The organism is Streptomyces sp. NPDC091649 (genome assembly GCF_044756785.1).
GTDB lineage: Bacteria > Actinomycetota > Actinomycetes > Streptomycetales > Streptomycetaceae > Streptomyces.
The window spans coordinates 97,514-114,367 of sequence record NZ_JBIVTR010000016.1 but is presented as its reverse complement, the minus strand read 5'-3'; the positions used below and the strand labels follow the sequence as shown (position 1 = coordinate 114,367).

Annotated in this window: 10 protein-coding genes; 4 read left to right on the top strand and 6 right to left on the bottom strand. The window is 74.7% G+C overall.

Annotated elements, in window-relative coordinates:
* Positions 1 to 2: 2 nt before the first annotated feature.
* Positions 3 to 6,641 carry a beta-ketoacyl synthase N-terminal-like domain-containing protein gene (locus tag ACIQMU_RS24540; RefSeq protein ID WP_402689680.1) on the top strand — a complete coding sequence of 2,213 codons (6,639 nt, stop codon included), beginning with the start codon at positions 3 to 5 and terminating at the stop codon, positions 6,639 to 6,641.
* A gap of 340 nt (positions 6,642 to 6,981) precedes the next feature.
* Positions 6,982 to 7,791, top strand: a complete 810-nt coding sequence (locus ACIQMU_RS24535) for a hypothetical protein (protein WP_402689679.1) — start codon at positions 6,982 to 6,984, stop codon at positions 7,789 to 7,791.
* 58 nt (positions 7,792 to 7,849) lie between these two features.
* Here the strand turns inward: ACIQMU_RS24535 and ACIQMU_RS24530 are convergent, their stop codons facing one another.
* Genes ACIQMU_RS24530 through ACIQMU_RS24505 form a run of 6 tightly spaced genes read right to left on the bottom strand, consistent with a single transcriptional unit; the run spans position 7,850 to position 13,865 of the window.
* Positions 7,850 to 8,797 (bottom strand): NAD(P)-dependent oxidoreductase, encoded by a 948-nt coding sequence (locus ACIQMU_RS24530; RefSeq protein WP_352242069.1) that lies wholly within the window; start codon positions 8,795 to 8,797, stop codon positions 7,850 to 7,852.
* Positions 8,794 to 9,933, bottom strand: a complete 1,140-nt coding sequence (locus ACIQMU_RS24525) for a cytochrome P450 (protein ID WP_402689678.1) — start codon at positions 9,931 to 9,933, stop codon at positions 8,794 to 8,796. Before ACIQMU_RS24525 ends, ACIQMU_RS24530 begins: the two co-directional genes overlap by 4 nt.
* Positions 9,930 to 10,706: a glycosyltransferase family 2 protein gene (locus tag ACIQMU_RS24520; protein ID WP_402689677.1), complete on the bottom strand. Its 777-nt coding sequence runs from the start codon at positions 10,704 to 10,706 to the stop codon at positions 9,930 to 9,932. The genes ACIQMU_RS24525 and ACIQMU_RS24520 overlap by 4 nt, the downstream gene beginning before the upstream one ends.
* Positions 10,703 to 12,181 carry a class I adenylate-forming enzyme family protein gene (locus ACIQMU_RS24515; protein WP_352242072.1) on the bottom strand — a complete coding sequence of 493 codons (1,479 nt, stop codon included), beginning with the start codon at positions 12,179 to 12,181 and terminating at the stop codon, positions 10,703 to 10,705. Before ACIQMU_RS24515 ends, ACIQMU_RS24520 begins: the two co-directional genes overlap by 4 nt.
* Positions 12,181 to 12,921 carry a glycosyltransferase family A protein gene (locus ACIQMU_RS24510; protein WP_352242073.1) on the bottom strand — a complete coding sequence of 247 codons (741 nt, stop codon included), beginning with the start codon at positions 12,919 to 12,921 and terminating at the stop codon, positions 12,181 to 12,183. The genes ACIQMU_RS24515 and ACIQMU_RS24510 overlap by 1 nt, the downstream gene beginning before the upstream one ends.
* Positions 12,918 to 13,865, bottom strand: coding sequence for a ketoacyl-ACP synthase III (locus ACIQMU_RS24505; RefSeq protein WP_352242074.1), 948 nt, complete (start codon positions 13,863 to 13,865; stop codon positions 12,918 to 12,920). Before ACIQMU_RS24505 ends, ACIQMU_RS24510 begins: the two co-directional genes overlap by 4 nt.
* A 349-nt stretch (positions 13,866 to 14,214) precedes the next feature.
* On the opposite strand from ACIQMU_RS24505, the gene ACIQMU_RS24500 reads away from it, so the two are divergent.
* Entirely contained in the window at positions 14,215 to 14,610 is a 396-nt protein-coding gene (locus ACIQMU_RS24500; protein WP_402689676.1) for an Imm7 family immunity protein, read from the top strand.
* 863 nt (positions 14,611 to 15,473) lie between these two features.
* Positions 15,474 to 16,754 (top strand): low temperature requirement protein A, encoded by a 1,281-nt coding sequence (locus ACIQMU_RS24495; protein WP_402689675.1) that lies wholly within the window; start codon positions 15,474 to 15,476, stop codon positions 16,752 to 16,754.
* The last annotated feature ends 100 nt before the right edge of the window (positions 16,755 to 16,854 follow it).

Genomic DNA, 16,854 nt, shown 5'->3' with positions numbered 1-16,854 from the left:
GTATGCCTGTCGAACCGATCGCCGTCGTCGGACGGGGCTGTGTGCTGCCCGGCGCGCTCGACCCGGACACGTTCTGGGAGAACATCGCCGCGGGCCGGGTGAGCCTGTCGGCCGCCCCGGCCGGCCGGTGGCGGCTGCCGCACCGCTGGGCCATGGGCACCGTGGACGACCACCTCGACCGCACCTGGACCGATGTCGGCGGTTACGTCCAGGGGTTCGAGTCCGTCTTCGACCCGGGCGGCTTCCACATCGCCCCCGAGCGGATCGCGTCGCTGGACCCGCTCTTCCACTGGGTCCTGTACGGGGTACGGCAGGCGCTCGCCGAGGCGGGCCGCACGGGCCCGGTCCCGCGCGGAGGGCTGGTGCTGGGGAACCTGTCGTACCCGACGCCCGCCGGGGCGGCCTTCGCCGAACACGTCTGGCTGTCCGCTCAGCGGTCCCGGCTGCGCGACGCCTTGCTGACGGGTGAGCGTCGTGCGCGCCCCGACGCCCGTAACCGCTTCTCGTCCGGGCTGCCCGCCCTGCTCGCGGCCCGCGCGCTGGGGCTCGGGGCGGGGGCGTGGTCCCTCGACGCCGCCTGCGCGTCCTCGCTGTACGCGATCAAGCTGGCGTGCGACCGGCTGCACGACGGCACCGCCGACCTGATGGTGGCCGGTGCGGTCAGCCGCCCCGATCCCCTCTACCTGCACGTGGGGTTCTGCGGGCTGTCCGCGACGAGCCGCACGGGGCGCAGCCGCCCCTTCCACCGGGACGCGGACGGGCTGGTGCACGGCGAGGGGGCCGGGTTCGTCGCCCTGATGCGGCTCTCCGGGGCGCGCGCCGCCGGCCTGCCGGTGCTCGGGGTGATCCGCGGTGTGGGACTGTCCAACGACGGGCGTGGCTCGGGGCTGATCAGCCCGTCGGAGGAGGGCCAGGTGCGGGCCATGCGCCTGGCGTACGACAGGGCGGGCGTCGCTCCCGAGTCGGTGTCGCTCGTGGAGTGCCATGCGACGGGGACGCCGGTGGGGGACGCGGTGGAGGCGCGTGGCATGGCCCGGGTCTTCGGGGCCGCCGACGACCTGCCCATCGGTTCGGCCAAGTCGAACGTCGGCCACCTGCTGGCCTCGGCGGGCGTGACGGGGCTGCTGAAGGTGCTCGGAGCGATGCGTGCGGGGGTCCGGCCGGCGACACTCGGCGCCGGGCGGCCGCTGGAGGTGCTGGCGGGCACGCCGTTGCGGGTGCTGTCCGCACCGGAGGAGTGGGCGGGTCCGCGCCGGGCCGCGGTGAGCGCCTTCGGGTTCGGCGGGACCAACGCCCACGTGGTCGTCGACCATCCGCAGGACGCGCCCCCGCCCCCCGCATGCGGTCCGGCGCGGAGCCCGGCGTCCGGTGTCCGGCGTTCCGGACCGGCCGCCGACGCTGCGCCCTCGGATCCGGCACCCGACGCGCGGGGCTCCCGTACCCCGGTGGCGATCGTCGCCGTCGGCGCCCGGGTCGGCGAGGGGACGTCCACCGAGGATTTCCGCCGGGCGGTGCTGGGCGGTGAACGGCGCGGCCCCGTCGTGGAGATCCCCGTGGAGCTGACGGACCTGTGCTTCCCGCCGCTGGGCCTGGAGCGGACCGTGCGTCATCAGCTCCTGGTCCTGGAGGCCGCCCGGGAGGCCGCCCGGACGGTGAGCCTGCCGCGCGAGCGGACCATGGTGGTCATCGGTACGGGGGTGGACCCGGAGGTGGCGCGCGCGGGTGCCCGCTGGCGGGTTCCGTACTGGATGGAGCAGTCGGGGGCGGCCTCCACCGGTCCGTCGGCGGATCTCGCCCGGGACGCCTTCACTCCGCCCATGACGGCGGAGGGCGTGGTGGGCAGCATGCCGAACCTCGCGGCGAACCGCATCAGTACGCAACTGGATCTGGGCGGGCCCGGGTTCACGGTGTCCGCGGAGGAGGCGTCCGGGCTGGTCGCGCTGGAGCTCGCGGCCCGGGCCGTCCGGTCGGGGGAGGCCGACGCCGCTCTCGTCGGCGCCACCGACCTGTCCTGCGAGGCGGTCCACCGGGCCGCCCTGCGGGAGCTCGGTCACGAGGACGAGCCGGGGGACGCCGCCGTCGTCCTGGTCCTCAAGCCCCTGGACATCGCGCGCAGGGACGGCGACACCGTCATCGCCCTGCTCGACGAGGAGGCCGCCGACGAGCCGGACATGGTCATCGGCGACGGCCCCGAGGCGGTGTTCGACCCGGCGTCGGCCTTCGGGCGGGCCCATGCCGCGTCGGGGCTGGTCTCCGTCGCGGTCGCGGCGCTGTCGCTCCAGCACCGCGCGGTCCCCCGTGCGGGCGAACCCGCGGACACCGCGGCCGTCGCCCATACCGCGCGGGTCGTCGTCGAGCCGCTGGAGGGGCCGGCCGCGGGCGTACGGCTGCGCGCGGGGGATCCCCGGCCGTGGCTGCGGGGCCGGGCTCCGCGTCTGCGCGTCTTCTCCGGGGCCGACCGCCAAGAGGTGCTGGCCGCACTGGAATCCGGTACGGAGTCCTCGGCCGGGCCCGCCCGGCTGGCGTTCGTGGTCGACGGCGACACCGCGCCGCAGGACCGCGCGGAAGCCGCCCACCGCTGGCTGACACGGGGCGGGGTCCGTCCGGCCGACGTGTTCTACCGGGACGGGCCGGTCACGGGTCAGACGGCTTTCGTGTACACGAACGGCTCGGCCGCGTATCCGGGGATGGGCCACGAGCTGATGCTGGCGTGCCCGTCGCTGGGCGAAACCGTCCGGGAGGAGCACCGGGCGGTGGGGACACGGCTGCGGTCCCGGGTGGAGCCGGGGGTGCTCGGCCAGATCTGGTCCGTCGCCGAACTCGCCGTGCTGCACACGGTGTTCAGCCGCGAGGTGCTCGGGCTGCGGCCCGATGCGGCGCTCGGATACTCCTCGGGCGAGTCCACGGCGCTCGTCGCGCTCGGGGCCTGGCCGGACGCCCCGGGACTGTACGAGGCCACCCGGGACAGCGGTCTGTTCACGACCGAACTCACGGGTGAGCTGCGGGCGGTCCGGCGCTTCTGGCGGCGGCGGGGCATCCAGGGCTCCCGGTGGTCGAGCTACCTGGTCGGGGCTCCCCTGGAAGCCGTCCGCGCGGAGCTGGCCGCGGAGGCCGCGGTCCATCTGATGGCGGTGAACGCGCCCGGGGTCTGTGTCATCGGCGGCGAGTCCCGGGCGTGCGCCGCGGTCGTGGCCAGAATCGGTGCCGACCGGGCGATCGAGCTGGACTACGACATGGCGGCCCACGCGCCGGAGCTGGCCGAGGTGGAGGAGGTCTGGCGGGCGACCCACCGCCGTCACACCGTCGAGGTGCCCGGGGTGCGGTTCTACAGCGGGGCCACCGGGCAGGCGTACCGGCCGACGGCCGAGCGGGCCGCCGAGGCGATCACCGCGCAGGCCCTCGGCACGATCGATTTCGCGGCCACGGTCGAGCAGGCGTGGGCGGACGGTGTCCGGATCTTCGTGGAGCACGGGCCCCGGAGGCTGTGCACCGGCTGGATCAAACGGGTGCTCGGCGACCGGGAGCATGTGGCTGTCGCGCTGGACGCCCCGGGGGACGCCGGGCTGCGGCACCTGTGCCTCGCGCTCGGCGAACTCGTCGTCGCCGGAGTGCCGGTGAAGGCGGACGCGCTGCTCGCCCGGCTCGCCGACGCCTCGACAGAGCCCCCTCGCCCCGGCCCCGCCGTCACCGTTCGCGTACCCCCCACTCCGTGCCTGCCGCCGCCCCTGGAGCCTGCCGTGACCGTTCTTCCCCGGGCCCCCGAGCTGACCCCGGTTCCGGATGGCGGCCCCGTCCGCGTCGCCGCCCCGGCCGTCCGGGAGCCCGGTGCCCCAGCCGCCCCGGCCGCCGTCGCCCTCCCCTCCCCTGGCCCCTCGGACCAGCGGCACCGGCCACCTGCCGACGCCCCGGCGGAGCCGGGGGCGGCGGGGGCTACGGAGCCGGGGGCGACGGGGGCCAGGGCCGTGGCCGCCCGGCACAGCCTCCGGGTCGCCGCACTGCACCAGGAGGTCATGGCCGCGCACACCGAGGCCCATCAGCGGTTCCTGCGGGTTTCCGCCCTCGCCCTCACCGCGATGACCTCCGCCGGCACGAGGGGAACCGCGCCCCGCCCCGCTCCCCCGCGGCCAACCGGACCCACCGCACCGCCTGCCGTCCCGTCGCTCCCGGCGCCGGCTCCGAAGCCCGGGCCCACGTTCGACCGCGCCCAGTTGGAGCACCTGGCCTCCCGCGAGATCTCCACCCTGTTCGGCCCGCGCTTCGCGGAGCAGGACGGCTACGCGGTGCAGACCAGGATGCCCGGGCCGCCCATGCTGCTCGCCGACCGGGTCACCGGCATCGACGCCGTCCCCGGGGCGCTCGCACTGCCGGGCCCGGTGCGCACGGACGGCAGGATCTGGACGGAGACCGACGTCCTGCCCGGCAGTTGGTACCTGGACTCCACGGGGCGCATGCCGGCCGGTCTGCTGATCGAGGCGGGCCAGGCCGACCTGCTCCTGCTCAGCTGGCTGGGTATCGACCTCCTCAACCGGGGCGAGCGCGCCTATCGGCTGCTCGGCTGCGAGGTGACGTTCCACGGCAGCCCGCCGGAAGCGGGCGACACCCTGCGCTTCGAGATCCATCTCGACGGCCATGCGGAGGCCGACGGCGTCCGGCTGGCCTTCTTCCACTACGACTGCTACGTGGACGGCGAGCTGCGGCTCAGCGTCCGCGAGGGCCAGGCCGGGTTCTTCACCCCGGCGGAGCTCGTCGGCAGCGGTGGCGTTCGATGGGATCCCGCCGAGCACTCGCCCGGCGACGGACTGCCGCTCGATCCGCCGGCCGTACGCTGCGAACGGTCCCGCTTCGGTGCGGACCGGGTGCGGGCCCTGGCCCAGGGGCGGCCGGCGGACTGCTTCGGGCCCGGCTGGGAGGCGACGGCGGCCCACGTCCGTCCCCCCCGGCTCGACGAGGGCCGGCTGCGGCTGCTGGACGAGGTCACCGCCTTCGATCCGGCCGGAGGGCCGTGGGGCCGCGGCTATCTGCGCGCCGAGACCGCGTTGTCCCCGGACGACTGGTTCTTCACCGGCCACTTCAAGAACGACCCGTGCATGCCGGGCACCCTGATGTTCCAGGGCGGTCTCCAGGCGATGGCGTTCTACCTGACGGCCATGGGCTTCACGCTCGACCGGGACGGCTGGCGCTTCGAACCGGTCAGCGACCACCCCTCCACGGCGATGTGCCGGGGCCAGGCGACCCCGGAGGGCCGGCGGGTCGTCTACGAGGTGTTCGTACGCGGCGTCTCGGCCGGGCCGATTCCGACGCTCCACGCCGACGTCCTGGGCTCGGTGGACGGGGCGAAGGCGTTCCTGGGCCGCGACATGGCGATCCGGCTGGTCCCCGACTGGCCGCTGTCGCACTGGCGGCACTGCGGTCCGCCCGCCGTGCAGACCGACGGGAACCCGGTGCCGCCGCCACGGCTGGCCGGACTGGCCGGGCACCGGGAGGAGAAGCCCGTGGCGGTCGCCGCCGACGGATTCCCCTTCGACCACGCCTCCCTGCTGGCGTGCGCGTGGGGCAGGCCGAGCGAGGCGTTCGGCGCCATGTACGAGCCCTTCGACGGCACCCGCAGGGTGGCCCGGCTCCCCGGCCCGCCGTACCACTTCATGAGCCGGATCGTGTCGGTGGACGGGCCGCAGGCCGGGATGCGCGAGGGCAGCGTCGTCGTCGCCGAGTACGACGTACCAGCCCGAGCGTGGTACTTCGAGCAGAGCGGTGGCCGGGCCATGCCGTTCGCCGTCCTCACCGAGATCGCCCTGCAACCGTGCGGATGGCTCGCCTCGTACGTGGGCAGCGCGTTGACCAGCGGCACCGATCTGCTGTTCCGCAACCTCGACGGATCCGGGACGGTCACCGGCGAGGTCACCCCGGCCACCCGCACGGTACGCACCAGGGCCGAGCTGACGCGGGTCTCGTGCAGCGGAGACATGATCATCGAGTCGTTCCGGGTGACGTGCACGGCCGACGACTCGCCCGTGTTCGAACTCTCCACGGTCTTCGGGTACTTCCCCCGGTCGGCCTTCGAGGATCAGCAGGGGCTCACGACGTCGGCGGACGACCGGTCCCGCCTCGACGAGCCCTGCGGCCGGGTGGTCGACCTGACGACCCGGCCCGCCCGGTACTGCGCCGGGGAACCACGCCTGCCGGGACCGATGCTGCTGATGCTGGACCGGATCACGGGCTACTGGCCGGACGGCGGGAGCGCGGGGCTGGGCCGGCTGCGGTCGGAGAAGGACGTGCGCCCGGACGCCTGGTTCTTCCGTGCCCACTTCTTCCAGGACCCGGTGCAGCCGGGGTCGTTGGGTCTTGAGGCCATGTGTCAGCTGCTCCAGTTCCACCTGCTCGAACGGGGCGCGGCCGACGGTGTCGAGCACCCGCGTTTCGAACCGGTGCTGCCCGGCCGCGAGGCGTCCTGGACCTACCGGGGGCAGATCACTCCGGCCGACCGGTTGATCCGGGTGGACATGGACATCGTGGAGAGCGGCGCGGACGCGCGCGGCCCCTATGCGGTGGCGGACGCGTCGCTGTGGGGCGACGACACGTGCATCTACCGGGTGCGGGGACTGGGGATGCGCGTGGTGTCGGAGGCGGCGTCCGCGGTGTGAGACCCCGGCGGCGCACTGGTGGCCCTGGGTGCCCCGTTGCCCCTGCCCCTGCCCCTGCCCTCATGCCGGGCCCCGCTGGACCGTCTCCGCCGCGGCCGGACAGCGAGCCGTCCGGGTATTGCCTTCCCGTCCTCGTACGGGACGAGAATGGCGGATGCACCTGAATCGGGTCGTTGACGTTCTCGACCGACACCACGCCAACCGGTTCGGCGTGGAGGTTCCCGCTTTCGAGGGGGGCATGCAGTTCGTCGGAAACGACCTGCTGCGGTGCTCGGCGTGCGATGGGCCGGTCATGGGGGCACACCCTCCGGGGCGTTGGGCACCCGATCCACTGCGCGCGGTGTACCAGTGCGTGACCAGCGACTGCGCGACGGTCCGGGCGCCCGTGCCGGCGATCGACCGCGAGCTGCGCGCCCTCGCGGTCCGGCGGTTCGCGCGGCCCGGGTTCGTCACGCGGTGGCGCCGTGCCCGGCTGGCCGAACTGGACGCGGAGATCGCCGAGGCCCACGCGGTCCGTGCCTACTGTCGCGATCCACGACACCGCATCGAGGTGGCCCTCGAACTCGGCGGCCGGCGAAGGCGCTTCGGCTCACGGGTCGATGACGAACGCCTTCTGTGGTGCCTGAGCCTTCTGAACGAACGGGCGGTCTGGCTGGTCACCCAGCGGGCCGAGCTCTCTCGTGCGCTGGACCGCGAACCGGCGCCGGACGGCGCTGCGCGGCTCGCCGAGCTGAAGCGCGTGCTGTCACATCACAGCGTCCAGTCCCGGCACGGGCGCTGGCGGCGCGACGGCTTGGCAGCTCGGATGTTCGGTACGGTCGAGCGACGCGAGGCTCTGTCGGCAGTGCTGGAGGAACAGCTGTGGGCCCTCCTGGGCAGGACCGACTGGCAGGACGCCGTCGCAGCACCATCGCCGGCCGAGGACGACGCGCTGGCCATGGACTGGGGGGAGTCGCCCCACACCATGACCGGGCGCCGGCGGGCCCTGCTGGAGGCGGCTGTCGGCGGGGACCGACTCGTACTCGAACCGGAAGCGGAAGGCGTAGCCGTCCTGGTCGTGATCCCGGCCGGTGGTCCGCTGGGGGGACCCACGACCGGGGAGAAGGCACAGCGGCGGCAGCCGCGAGGAACTCGACGGCGGCGGGACTGAGGTCCCGAGGGGCCGGACCTCCTCGCTGTCGTCCTGTCGACCCGCCGACGCGCGCGCCCTACCGCGGCGCGTCCCGGGCGGCGTCGGCGTTTCCCCGCCGCTCCGACGTCGCGGACAGGTAGTCGCTCAACGTGTGCCGCGGCTCCCAGCCCTGGGCCCGGGCCCGGGACACATCCAGTACGACCGGGCGGGCCAGTTGCTCGACGGCGTAGCGGGTGAGCAGCGGCTCCGACCGCGGTCGCAGCCGGGACAGGGACTGCACCGCGAAGGCGGCGGCACGGGCGAACGCGGGTGGCAGGTGTTCGATGCGCGCGCGGACGCCGTGGGCACGCAGTACCGCGTGGATCGCCCGGTCGCGGTCGTACGGCTCGGGGTCGGCGATGTTGTACGCGCCCGGCGGCCAGCGGGCGGCCAGCAGGCCGGCGTCGGTGAGGTTCCCGACGGAGGTCAGGCTGAGGTCGGCGCTGGGCCCCGGCAGCACGAGCAGTCCGCGACGGACGCGGGACAGCAGCCGGGGCACCAGGTGCGGGTCCCCTTCGCCGTAGACCGCCCTCGGCCGCAGCACCACGGCGCCCGCGGCGAGGGCCAGCGCCTCCCCGGCGGCCTTGGAGCGGCCGTAGGCGTTCACGTGTCCGCGCACCGGGTGGTCCTCGAAGACGCGGGAGTGGCGAGGGGCGGGTGCGTACACACTGGCGCTGCTCACCCACACCACCGGCCGCCCGGCCGCCGAATCGAGCAGCCGGGCCGTGCCGTCGACGTTGACGGCGTGCAGGGCGGCCTCGGCCGGTGAGCCGGGCACGGGGTCGCCGACGGCCGCCGCGCAGTGCACGACGAAGTCGGCGCCGGAGAGGTCCGGCGCCTCGCGCGCGGCGTCCCACGGGATGTGCCGGCCGACCGGGCCGGGGCGTCGTCCGAGGCACAGGACGCGGGCCCCACGCGCGGCGGCCGTCGTGGCGACGTGGGAGCCGCAGAAGCCGCTCGCTCCGGTGACGGCGATCGTGGTCATCGGTTCTCCCGGGGTCGAGGGCCGCCGGCCGCCCGGACGGTGAGGGTGCGCCAGCCCGGCAGGGCGGCGCCCCGGTCGACGCGGGCGCGCAGGACGGTGGGGCGGTGGGGGGCCAGCGCGGCGAGGGCGTCGTCGAGCTGGGCGCGGGCCAGGCGTGCGCCGGGACAGGCGTGGGTGCCGGCGCCGAAGACGAGCTGGGCGAGGCCGGGCGGTTGCGGGTTCCGGGCGTCGGGCAGCCGGTCGTGGGCCCGGGCGGCGTGTCGTGCGATCAGGATCAGGCGGTCCCCGGCCTTCACCGGGCAGCCCTCCAACTCCGCGTCGGCCGCCGCCACGCGGGGCAGCAGGGGGGAGGGAGCGGTCACCCGCAGCAGTTCTGCCACCAGGTCCGGGCGCAGCCGGTCGTCGGCCGCCTGCGCCCAGAGGTCTCCGTCGGCACACCAGGCGGCGGCCCGCGGGAGGGCGGCGACGGTGGTGTTGACGGCGGCGACCGCGAGCATGGCCCGCAGGGCCGGCTCGGTCGCCGGCCCGGTTGCCGGGGCGAGCAGCGCCTCCAGCCGTGCGGTCGCCTCGGCGGCCGCGCGTGCCGTGCCCGGCGGCCGGGGGCCGGGCAGGTGGTCGCGTACGGCCATCGCCGCCGCCGCGGCGGCCGCGGCGGCGATGGCCTGCGGGTCGCCGGTCGCGCCCAGCAGCGCGCGGACGGTGGCCCCGGCCAGTTCACGGGCCAGTGGGACGAGGTCGACGTCGCGTCCCGTGCCGAGCGGGGCGAGACGGCGGTCCAGGACGTCCTGCCACACCGGGCGCAGCCGCTCCACTCCGGCCGCGCCGAGGTCGTCGGCGACGGCGCGCCGGGTGGTGCGGTGCCCGGTGCCCTCCTGGTCGAACAGGGTGCCGCCGGCGGACAGTTCCCGGGCGGCGCCGCCGGTGGTGCCGGCGGCGGTGCGGTCCAGCGGGATGCGGGTGAGGGCCTGCCGGCAGGGCTCGGCGCCGTGCACCAGCACCGCGCCGCCGAGGCGGGTGACCGCGTGGCGTCGGGTGGCGGCGAGGAGGGCGAACAGCAGGGGGTGGGAGCGGGTGTACACGCGTCGGTCGCGGCGCCGGGCGGCGCGCAGGGCGGAGGGGGCGGGAACCGTGGTCATCTGACGTGCACCTGCTTCGGGTCGGCGGGCCGGTAGCGTCGGTCCCAGCACCACAGGAGGGTCCGGCGGGCGCCCCACGCCCGTAGGCGGCGCAGGCTGGTGTGCACCACCATGGCTTCGGCGCGCGCGATCCGGTCGCTGTGCTCGCGCGCCCGGTTGAGGAGGACGACGTCCTCGGGCGGGCCCTCCAGCGGAGTGCGCGGCGTGCCCCCGCATCGCAGGTAGAGCGCGGCGGTGATGGCGAGGTTGTGGCCGTGGCACAGCACGTAGGGGGCGCGGTAGCGGGGGTGCCGGTGCGCGGTGCGGTAGCGCCCGTACAGCGCGGTCGCCCTGACGACCGCCGGCAGCACGTACCGCTCGGCGGGTGAGGGCCGTTCGTCCCCGCGCGGGAGGCTTCGGCCGCAGGCCATCTCCGTGCCGGCCGCGAACTCCTCGCGGGCGGCGGCGATCCAGTCGGCGGCGGGCAGGCAGTCGGCGTCCGTGCGCACGAGCAGCTCCGCCCCGTGCTCGATGGCGTAACGGAAGCCGGTGTCGGCGGCGGCGCCGGTGCCCCGCTCCTCCTCGTGGACGAGGTGTACGGAGAAGGACACGGTGGCGGCGAACCCGCGCACGATGTCGGGGGTCGCGTCGGTGGAGGCGTTGTCGACGACGACCAGCGCGAAGCCCGTGTCCGTCTGGGCGGCGAGCGCGGTCAGGGTGGCGCCCAGTCCGGCCTCCTCGTTGTACGCGGGCACCACGGCCCACAGTCGCGGTGCTCCGCCCGGCGCGGTCATCGCCCGCCCGCTTCGGCGAGGCGCCGTTCCGCGAGGCGCGCGGTCGCGGCACGGTCGGGCTTCAGAGACCGGCCGGACAGCGGGATCTCCGCCAGCAGCACCGCGTCGGGGCGGGCGGCGCCCATGCGCCGCAGAGGTCCGGCCAGCGCGGCCCGCAGCGCCGCACGGTCCGCCCGGGGGCCCGGCTGGACGACGGCGACCAGGCGTTCGTCGCCGTCGCCGGCCGGTACGCCCACCAGCAGGGCCAGTTCGACGCCCGGCACGTGCAGCGCCGGTTCGTACAGACCGGGGTAGATGTTCTCGGCGCGGCGCAGGATCATGTCCTTGCGGCGGCCCTCCAGCACGATCCGGCCGCCGTCGAGGCGCGCCCGGTCGCCGGTGGCTACCCACGGGTCCGGGTCCTCGCCCAGGTAGCGGTGGCGTGCGGCGGGGCCGGACAGCAGCAGCTCGCCCGACGCGTCCGTCTTGGCCGCCACCCCCGGCAGCGGCGCTCCGACCAGGTCCCCGTCGCCGGTGAACGCGGCCTTGTCGGCCTGCTCGACCGCCGCCGCCGGGAACAGCTCGGTCAGCGCGTACACGCCCCACGCCTCGTCCGCGCCCGCCCGTTTGACGCGGGTCAGCAGCTCGGCGCCGGCCGGGGCCGACCCGGTCCACACCCGTCCGGTGAACCGGCCGCCCTCCGCCAGCAGCCGCCTCAGCTGCGGCGGTGTCAGGTACGTGGCCTGGGGGGCGAGGCGGCGCAGTTGGCGGCGCAGCACCGGCACGGAGCGGGCGGGCAGCGCGACCGGCGCTCCGCTCGCCAGGGACGGTACGAGTACGAAGAAGGTACTGCCGAGCACGGGCCGCCCGGCCTCGGGCCGTACCAGCTCGGCCACCGTGGCCATGCCCGCGGCGAGCGAGGAGCGGGTGTGCACCACCGCGCGGGGTCGTGAGGTGGTGCCCGAGGTGAACACGATGACCGCGTCGCCGTCCCCGTCGACCGGGTGCGGGAGCGGTACGGCGCGGACGTCGGCGTCCAGGGCGGGGGCGCAGCCGGGCAGCCGCGGCCCGACCGTGGCGACCGGTCCCAGCTCGGCGAGGTCCGGCAGGGCCAGGCGGGCCCGGCGGGCGAGCGGCCGGGCCCATCCGGCGACCGCCTGGGCGGTGGCGTCGGCGAGGACGAGTTCGGGGCGGGCCAGGGCGAGTCGGGCACGCAGCACGTCCGGCCCGGCACCGGGGTCGAGCACCGCAGCCCGTGCGCCGAGCCGGTGCACGGCGAGCATCACCGCGAGTGCCCGGGGCCCGGGCCGGACGGCGACACCGACCGTGCCGGCGGGCGCGAGGCCCCGCGCGAGGAGGGCGGCGGTGTAGCGGTCGGCGAGGTCGGCCAGCTCCCCGCAGGTGGCTTTGGCACGTACGGCTCCGGTGCGGGTGGTGCCGAGGACGGCGGGCCGGCCGGGGTGGCGGCGCAGGGTGCGGGCGAGGGCGTCGAGCATCAGCGGGGGTCCTCCCCGTGACGGCCGGGCCCCTTGTCGAGGTACCAGCGGGCGGTGCCGACCAGGCCGTAGACGCGCAGTCGGCGGGTGGAGTTCTCCACGACCATGTCGCGGGCGTGGACGATGGCGGTGGTGCGGCGGCGCACCCGGTTGAGGAACAGCCGGTCCGTGGGGGAAGGGCGGCGCGGCATCCCGCCGACGGCCTCGTACAGGGCGGCGGTGACGGCCATGTTGTTGCCGGCGTGCATCCGGTAGGGGGCGAGGTAGCCGTGGCGGCGGCGGTGCGCGGGGCGTATCCGGCCGAAGAACGCGGCGATCCGGACCAGCGCGCGGAAGGCGGCCCGTCCGAGCGGTCCGTGCTCGTCGCGGCGCGCGTCGATGCGCCCGCACACCAGGCCCGCGCCGCGCAGCAGGGCGGCGCGGGCGCCGGCCGTCCAGCCGGGGTGCGGCAGGCAGTCGGCGTCGGTGCGGGCCAGCAGTGCCGCGCCGCGCTCGATCGCGTACCGGAAGCCGGTGTCGACGGCGCAGCCCACGCCCTTCTCCGGCTCGTCCAGCACGTGCACGGGGAAGGGCGCCCGGTCGGCGAAGTCACGGGCGATGGCGGCGGTGGCGTCGGTGGAGGCGTTGTCCACGACGACGAGGGTGAAGTCGGGGTCGCGCTGGGCCGCGAGCGCGTTCAGCGTGGCGGCGATCCGAGGGGCCTCCTGGTGCGCCGGCACCACGACCCACAGGGCGGTCATGCCTTCTCCCAGACGATCGTCATCAGGCTCACGCCGCCGCCGAGGCCCACGAAGAGGACCCGGTCGCCGGGCCGCAGGCCCGCGTGGACACGGTCGAGCTGCACACCGAGCGTGGCGCTGGCCATGTTGCCGAGCTCGGGCACGGTGACGACGAGCCGGTCCCGGGGGACTCCGGTGAGCTCCACGAACCGGTCCAGGTACGGCACGGTGACCTGGTGGACCAGGATGTGGCGGAAGTCGCCCCACGCCATTCCGGTGCGCTGCCGCATCCGGTCGAGGACCGACGTGCCGACCTTCTCGAACACCTCGCGCAGTTCGCTGCCGTCACCGCGGAAGTAGGTGTGCTCGTCCCCCCGGGGATGCCGTGAACCGCCGCCCATGATGCCGCCGACCGGCCAGTGCTCGGAGTGCGTCTCGGTGTCCACGTCGAGGATGCCTCCCCGCTCCACCGCCTCCAGGACGACCGCGGCCCCCGCGTCGCCCAACGTGTAGCCGGCGAACGATTCCCGGAACGCGTCGAGTGTGGCCGGATCGTGCCGCACGGCGCGGCTCGGAGTCTCTCCGGTGACGACGAGGGCCCGGTGGGCGCGGCCGGCGAGGATCATGGCTCGCGCGGTGTCGATGCCGTTGACGAAGCTGTTGCACGCGTTGGTGACGTCCAGCGCGTGGGCCCGGGAGCCCAGTTCGGCCTGCACGATGTGGGCGGTCGCGGGTTCGGCCATGTCCCGGGTAGCAGAGGCGAAGACCAGCAGGTCCACGTCACAGGGTGCGATCTGCGCCCTGTCCAGTGCCGTCCGGGCCGCCCGCACGGCGAGGGTCGACGCGTACTCGCCCGCGGCAGCCGCGCGGCGCGAGGTGATTCCGGTGGCCCGTTCGATCGCCCGAGCGGGCAGTGGCAGCCCACTGGACCGGATCAGTCGCCGTTGCAGAGCCTGTGACGTCACTTCCCGGTCCGGCAGGCAGGAAGCCACTGCTGTGATGCCCGCCCGGCGTCTTGCGCGGTCGGCATGGTCTATATGCATGAGCTGGACGGTACGAGCTGGTGCGGACAGCACGCCTGAGTTCTCGTACTCAACTCGCCCGGGTAGCACAGCGGCGGCGCGGCGCGACCTTCCGGCGGCGCCTCGACGCGGCTTTCGGCGGCCGTCGCGTCATGGTCCAGGCCGGCCTTCGGTCCCCGCTCCTGTCCGTCGCCATCCGCCCACGGTCCTACAGGCGGCGGAATCCGGCGGATCGGGTGCCGCCGTCGGAGGCCCGGGGCCCGGGCGCGGGTCGCCTCACTACGATCGCGGGATGTTCGAGTACCACGGATGGATCACGGTCCGGGAAACCGCGGCCGACGACGACGATCAGCCCCGACTGCGGCAGATCGTCGATGGGCTCCGCCGCCGCATCGCCCTCATGGACAGCCCCTACCTGCTTGACCTGAGGTGGATGAACGGTGAGCCGTTCATCCACCTCGGCGGCTTTTCCAACCACCGCTCACCGCCTGACGTCGCCGAGCTGTTCGCGCATGTGGCCGTGGTCGCTCCCGGTTCGTACGGGCTTCTTCATGTTCGCGATGACGAGGAACCGGACCACGCGAACGAGGTCCGCGTGCTGAGGCTCGTTAGGGGCCAAGTCACGCTGCACACGGAGAGGTTGCTGTCCCCGTGCGTTCCGATGGTGGAAGATCCCTTCACGGGCTGAGCCCCGGTAGGCGCCTTCGACGCGTGACAGCGGTCGTGAGGAAGGCTGCCCGCAGGATCGCCCCCTCAGGAGACCGGTTCGTCCGGCTGCTTCCCTGACGTCCGGCCACGGGCGCGCCGCGGGAGGTGCCTCGCGAGCAGCACCGTCCAGACCACCAGGAAGAGCGCCGCGACAGCCCTCGCCCAGGGAGCAGTGCCGCTGCTGGCCGCCGTCCACCCATAGAACATGATGCTCAAGCACATCCCGCCCGGGCCGGCGAAGAACTCGACTCTCGGATGTCGTGACACCCCCGCCTCCTCCCGCGCTCCCGGCCTCCCGGCCCGCGCCGCTTCTGGCCCCGCTCAGGACCCGTCCCATAACCCCAGACGCTTGAGCCGGCGCTGCCGAAGGTGCTCCGAGGCGGCCGTGAGAGCGAAGACAAGGCCGAGAGCCGGCCCGAAGGCCACAGCGAACAGAGGGTCATGGGGCTCCTCCTCACGCGCCGGGATCGAGGAGAGGAGCGCGACGGGAACGGCCACGCAGAGCCCGGTGCCGATCGGGTGTCGGGCCACCCACTTCTGTATCCGGGTCGGACGCCGCTGTCCGCCCAGGGCCGGGTCCAGGGTCCGGAGCGCATCGGCCGGAGGCCGCCGCCATTTTGCCATGGCCGAAGAATATGGCAGCAGATCACCAGCGCTCCCCGGGGCGGGGGCTGGTGCTCACGCCGCGGTCCGTCAGTCACCGCGGCCGGCCGCTGACGTCGTTCTCGTGAACAACCGCCACCTTCATGCTGCCCGAGCCGGCGGATGAACTCCACCGCTCGAAGGGAAGTACGTCGGCAGGGCAGCCGGGCGGCGGCGTGAGCCTCGTCAATACTGCTGCGCATGAATGATCCCCGATCCCACAGCAAGCCCGGCCCGGCCGGTCCGGGGCGGCGGCTGGTCCCCATGACCGGTCGTGATCCGGAGGAGCGGGGCCGGACCGCCTCGCCGCTGGAGCTCTTGTTCGACCTGACCTTCGTCGTCGCTGTCGGTACCGCGTCGTCCCAGTTCGCGGAGATGCTCGCCGAGGGCCACGCCGCCCAGGCGGTGACCGCGTTCGTGCTGGCCATGTTCGCGATCAGCGTCGCCTGGATCAGCTTCAGCTGGTTCGCCTCCGCCTTCGCCACGGACGACTGGCTCTACCGGGTCTTGACGATGGTCCAGATGATCGGCGTCGTCGTGTTCTCCCTCGGCCTGCCGGCGATGTTTCACTCCGTCGAAGAGGGCGGCCACCTCGAACTGCGGGCCATGGTCCTGGGATACGTCGTCATGCGGATCGCGATGGTGCTCCAGTGGTGGCGCGCCGCCCGGCAGGCTCCGTCGTTCCACGACGTCGGCGTGGCCAACATCCGCTGGACGCTGATCGCTCAGGCCGGATGGATCGTGGTGGCCTTCACTCCCCTGCCGATCGCCGTCGTATTCGTCGCGTTCGCCGTCCTGGGCACCCTGGAACTCGTACTGCCGGTGCTCACCCAGGGTTCCGCCGGCGGCACCCCCTGGCACCCGCACCATGTGGCCGAGCGGTACGGCCTCTTCGCGATCATCGTCCTCGGTGAAGGCGTCGTCGGAACGGTCGCCTCGTCCGGCGATCTCCTGGGCGGCGGAGACGGTACACACTGGACCTGGAACGCCGTCGCCGTCGTCGTCGCCGGTGTCGGGCTGACCTTCGGCATGTGGTGGATGTACTTCCTGACGCCGTTCGGGGACATCCTGGTGCACCGGCGCAGGCGTGGCTACCTCTTCGGCTACGGCCACATCCCTCTGTTCATCGGCGTCGCCGGGGCGGGCACCGGGCTGCACGTGGCGGGTTTGTACCTGGAGCACCACGCCGAGATCTCCGGTATCGCCGTCGTGCTCGCCCTCGCCGTCCCGGTCGGTCTCTACGTCCTCATGGTCTACCTCCTGCACACGCTGCTGCTGTCCGCGGCCGACCGCTTCCACATCATCCTGATCGCCCTCACCGTCGCCGTACTGCTCGCCGCGGTCCTCCTGGCCGCCGCCGGTGTCGCCATCGCGACGTGCCTGCTCGTCGTCATGCTCGCGCCGTTCGTCACCGTGGTCGGCTACGAGACGACCGGCCACCGGCACCAGCGGGAAATGCTGGAAAGGCTCGGCGCCCGGTAGGCGAGGCACCGTCCGCGCGGACACTGCGGTGAGCGGCGGCGTGCGAGCGCCGGAGCGAGGGAGAGCGGATCGTGGCCGGCTGGCCGCCCAGGTGGCCGCC